3 protein-coding genes are annotated in these 5,021 nt (G+C 40.9%); all 3 read left to right on the plus strand.

Annotated features, from left to right (window positions below; all coding sequences use genetic code 11):
* The first annotated feature begins 195 nt into the window (after positions 1–195).
* The 3 genes from ACHFIY_RS19045 to ftsZ all read left to right on the plus strand — a co-directional run bounded on the left by ACHFIY_RS19045 (position 196) and on the right by ftsZ (position 4,668).
* Positions 196–1,272 (plus strand): cell division protein FtsQ/DivIB, encoded by a 1,077-nt coding sequence (locus ACHFIY_RS19045; RefSeq protein WP_410847717.1) that lies wholly within the window; start codon positions 196–198, stop codon positions 1,270–1,272.
* A 37-nt stretch (positions 1,273–1,309) separates the two neighbouring features.
* Positions 1,310–2,734, plus strand: a complete 1,425-nt coding sequence (ftsA, locus tag ACHFIY_RS19050; protein ID WP_410847718.1) for a cell division protein FtsA — start codon at positions 1,310–1,312, stop codon at positions 2,732–2,734.
* A gap of 107 nt (positions 2,735–2,841) precedes the next feature.
* Complete coding sequence (gene ftsZ / locus ACHFIY_RS19055; protein WP_410847719.1) at positions 2,842–4,668, plus strand: cell division protein FtsZ; 1,827 nt, start codon at positions 2,842–2,844, stop codon at positions 4,666–4,668.
* Positions 4,669–5,021 lie beyond the last annotated feature (353 nt).

The raw sequence follows: 5,021 nt of genomic DNA on the forward strand, positions 1-5,021 counted from the left end.
AATTAGGAATTAGGAATTAGGAATTAGGAATTAGGAATTAGGAATTAGGAATTAGGAATTAGGCAACTCATAAAAATACGAATAATAGGTATTGAAATAAAAGCAATTTGAATTTTATCGGAGTCTGGCTTCCTCTCCTTCGGAGAGGGCGGGGGGTGAGGTCTAATTTAAAATACAAAATTTAAAATAACAAAAGTGGTTACAAAAAAGAAAATAACACAAATAGGATGGCTGCTTTTTGCGGCAGGCACTATTGTGTTGTTTGCTTTTGCCATGGAAAAGAAAAACAACAAAGCCTGCACAGACGTGAAGGTTGAAATAACCGGGGCGGACGAGCATTTGTTTATTGATGAGAAAGATGTATTGCAACTAATTAGCGGCCATGCGTATATAGACAACCGGACGGTGAGCAGCATAGACCTTAGGAATATTGAAACAGAGTTAGAAAAAACGCCTTGGGTTAAAAATGCCGAATTGTTTTTCGACAATAAACAAATATTGCAAGTAAGGATAGAAGAAAGGCAGCCTGTCGCAAGGGTATTTACCGTTCAGGGCAATTCGTTTTATGTGGATAGCGGTGGGATGAAACTACCATTGAGCGAGAAACTAAGTGCAAGGGTACCCATGTTTACCAATTTCCCTAGCGATAAAAATATAATGGCAGCATCAGATAGTGATTTGTTGAAAGGCGTGGTGGATATAGGCAAGTACATAACTGCCGATAGCTTTTGGCGGGCACAGGTAGAGCAGGTCAATATTACTCCGCAAGCCACTTTCGAAATAGTGCCAACTATTGGTAACCAAATAGTAGTGTTTGGCACCGCCACAGATGTAGAAAGCAAGTTCAACAAGCTATATACTTTCTACAAAAAAGCATGGGTTCAAAACGGTATTAATACCTATGAGAAGCTGGATATTCAATACAAAGATCAAGTAGTGGCCGTAAGGGCTGGCACAGCGATAACGCAGTCCGATTCTGCCAAGGCAAAAGCAGCTATGAATGCTTTGATGAAAGGTAATGTGGTGTTTCAGATAGATTCATTAAGCCCCATTGCCGGGAAAAGGAGCGATACGGTGGCTGTTAAGAAATTACTACAAAAATTGCCCGTAAAGCCTAATAACAAAAAGAAATTGGCAAATATTAACGTTCAGAATAATAAATCGACAAAAAAAACGTTAACTATAAAGGGAAAGTATAAACTCCCAGTAAATAAGGCAAAGCCCCCGTTAAAAAATAGGAGCGTTGTTGGATTTTCGAGTGGATTTTTTTAAAGTATATTAAAGTAAAAAGGGTACAAAAAGTAAGCTTATGAACATAAATGAAGCACCGATTATTGTAGGACTGGATATTGGTACTACTAAAATTGCAGTTATTGCTGGGCGGAAAAACGAGTTTGGCAAGCTAGAGGTATTGGGCTTTGGCCGTTCAGACAGCAATGGTGTGCAGCACGGGCAGGTGTTGAACATTGACCATGCTATAAAAGCAATCCACCAGTCTTTGAAAAATTGCACGGATAGCAATCCCGAATTAGAAATAAAAGAAGTGTATGTAGGCATAGCGGGCCATCATATTAAAAGTATGCAGACCCGTGGCGACTTAGTAAGGCAAGATGCGGAAACGGAAATTCAGCGTTCCGAAATAGAAATGCTGATTAACAACCAGAAAAAAACCTTTATCCCTGCAGGTGATGAGATTATTGAAGTAATACCTCAGGATTTCCATGTGGATAATATTCAGAATATCAAAGACCCTGTTGGGTATAATGGCGTGAAAGTTGGTGCTAATTTCCATATCATCACGGGCGACAGGAATGCAATCAAGAATATTAAAAGGGCGATAGACAGGAGTTCTTTAACCACCAAAGACCTTGTGTTGCAGCCATTGGCTAGTGCTAGTGCTGTAATGACGGATGTAGATTTAGAGGCTGGCGTGGCTATACTGGATATTGGTGGTGGCACCAGCGACTTGGCTATTTTTTACGATGGCATTTTAAAACATACTGCCGTTATACCTTTTGGTGGCGAAAACATTACCAACGACATTCGTGTAGGTCTTGGCGTATTGAAAAACCAAGCAGAAGCATTGAAAGTACAATTCGGTAGTGCTTTGGCAAACGAAACCAATGCCAATGCCTACATTACCATTCCTGGGTTGAAAGGGATGCCGCCCAAACAAATAAGCGTAAAAAACCTTGCCCAGATTATTCAGGCAAGGATGGAGGAAATATTCGATTTTGTAATCTACGAGCTAAAGAAAATTAGCTTAGATTCAAGGTCGTTGTATGGGGGCTTGATTATTACTGGCGGCGGCTCTCAGTTGCGCCACTTAATACAGTTGGCAGAATTTAAAACAGGCTTCAACGCACGCATTGGCTACCCTAACGAGCATCTGGCCCCTAATCATATCGATGATTTGAAAATGCCCATGTATGCTACTTGTATAGGGTTGATACTAAAAGGGTTCAACGATTATGAAAACCAATATATCCGGTTTTTAGAAGCAAACCCTAAGAAGGTAGAAACAAAAGCAGATGCGCAAAAAACAGCTAAAAAAGAAGCTGGTTTGCTTACAGCTACCCCTTCAATAGCTTTAGCAGCAGCTATACAAGTGGCAGACGAATTGCCGAAAGAGCCTGCAGGCCCGCTTCCTCCTAGGAAATTAAAATTCTGGGATAAGTTCAAAGACAACCTTATAGATCTTTTTAAAGAAGAAGACGACAAGATGATAAAATAATTGTTTTAAGTTTTGAGTTTTAAGTTTTGTGTACTTGTTCATGAACGTATAACTTAAAACGTACAGCGTACAACGTAATTTTTTTTCACTTTATATAATTCCGTACCATGATTCATTTCGATTTGCCTAAACAAAAATCATCGATCATCAAAGTAATTGGTGTAGGTGGTGGAGGTAGCAACGCAGTAAACTTCATGTTTGGCCAGGAGGTAGAAGGTGTTGATTTTATTGTTTGCAATACCGATGCCAAGGCATTGGAGCAAAGCAAAGTACCCAATAAAATACAGTTAGGCCCATACCTTACCCAGGGCCTTGGCGCAGGGGCAAACCCAGAAGTAGGCAAAAAAGCAACAGAAGAAAGCCTTGAAGAAATAAAAAAAATACTGGAAGTAAATACCAAAATGGCCTTTATTACGGTAGGCATGGGTGGTGGCACTGGCACAGGTGGCGCCCCTATTATTGCGCAGATTTGTAAAGGGCTTGGCATACTTACCGTGGGCATTGTTACTACCCCCTTTGGCTTCGAGGGCCCACGCCGCTTGGCATTGGCAGAAGAAGGCATTAACCAATTAAAGCCCCATGTAGATACGCTTTTGGTTATCAGCAATGATAAACTGCGGATGCAATACGGCAACCTGAAAATGAGGGAAGCGTTTGGCAAAGCCGATAATGTATTGGCTACCGCTGCCAAATGTATTACCGATATTATCAACAGCCGTGGGCATATCATTGTCGATTTTGCCGATGTATGCACCGTGATGAAAAATGGCGGTGTTGCAATCTTGGGCAAAGCAGAGGCAGAAGGCGAGAACAGGGCACAAGAAGCGATTGAAGAAGCATTGGCATCGCCATTGCTGAACGATAACGACATTAAAGGCGCTAAGTGGATATTGATTAATATCAACTGTGCAGAGGGAGAGGATGAGTGTACGATGGACGAAATAGAAACCATCAACAACCACCTTCGGATGCAGGCTGGCAAGGATACCAATGTAATACTAGGCATGGGTTACGACAATACTTTGGAAAAAAAGATTGGCATTACTATGATTGCCACAGGGTTCGATTCAAAAGACCCTTTTGAAAAGCCAATGGAGGAAAGCAAACCCAACCTGGAGCCGGAGAAAATAGTAATGACATTAAAGGTAAAAGGTGCTGAAGAAGCACCTGCACCCAATGTGCATGTATCACTGCCAGTAGTAGAAAAAGACCCGATGGCACCAACATTGCAAACAGGTAGCGGTTCTGCTTTTACGCCGTTTACTTCACATTATACCGATAACGCACCAACTCCCCCTGAAAACTTAGGGCAACCTGCTCTGCAAAACCAGCCTGTGTTTCTTGAATTGAATACGGCCATTAGCAATCCTGCTGTCCAGCAACCTGCCAAGGAAGAAAAAATTCAACCCATAAAAAAGGTTGATGAAACATTGCAGTTTATTTTTTCAGAAAAGCCTGCAACTGCAAACGGGATTAGCAGCAAGCCGGCAAATATTTATGCCCCACCTGTGCAGCCACAGCAGCAGGTGCCTTTAGTTGCCAATAATGCCGCTACTGACAATGTGCCACCAGCAGTTGAGAATAAAATCGATATAACGCCAGTTTTGGAAGTGGCTGCTAAGCAACAAGTACCGCCGTCGCCTTCTAATTTTGAGGACTTAGACATGAACCCAGAGGCAGAAGAACAGCGCAGGAAGCTCCAGGAACGCATACACCGGCTGCGCAACCTTAATTACAATGTAAATGACACAGACAATAACAATGATTTTGAAAACGTGCCAGCCTATATACGCAAGAAGATGGATATGTTTGATAATACATTTAATACGCCAGAAAATTATTACAGCAAATACACGGTAAATAAAGATGATAATAGTAATAGGACAGAAATTTCTTCACTGAATACTTTTTTAGAAGGCAAAAAACCTGATTAATTTTAAAACAACTTGAGAAAAGCCTGCGGGACAAGGATGGCACTTTTAAATAAGTGCTGTTTTTTGTCCCGCTTCTATTTTTGTTGTAACTCACACAGTAGGCTTATAGAAAATAGTAGCAGTTGGGGCGGGGCTTGTCCTGTTAAGTATAGGTGATTATCTTCGCCAATCCTATATGGGGGAAATTTTAACTGCTCATAAGGGAATATTTCCCCCATATAGGATTTTATTTTTGTATAATCTACTTACAAAAGATTATTTTACTTTGGCTATATACGATACTGTTGACAACGCGCCTTGGCTTTGGAATTAAGTGTGGATTTAAGGCATGAAATTCATTATTAGTTTATCAT

The organism is Parasediminibacterium schistidii, from assembly GCF_046546515.1.
Taxonomy (GTDB): Bacteria; Bacteroidota; Bacteroidia; order Chitinophagales; family Chitinophagaceae; genus Parasediminibacterium.

Coding starts and splice junctions, on each gene's coding strand:
- ftsA (WP_410847718.1), top strand. CDS start 1,310: ATGAACATAAATGAAGCACCGATTATTGTAGGACTGGATATTGGTACT.
- ftsZ (WP_410847719.1), top strand. CDS start 2,842: ATGATTCATTTCGATTTGCCTAAACAAAAATCATCGATCATCAAAGTA.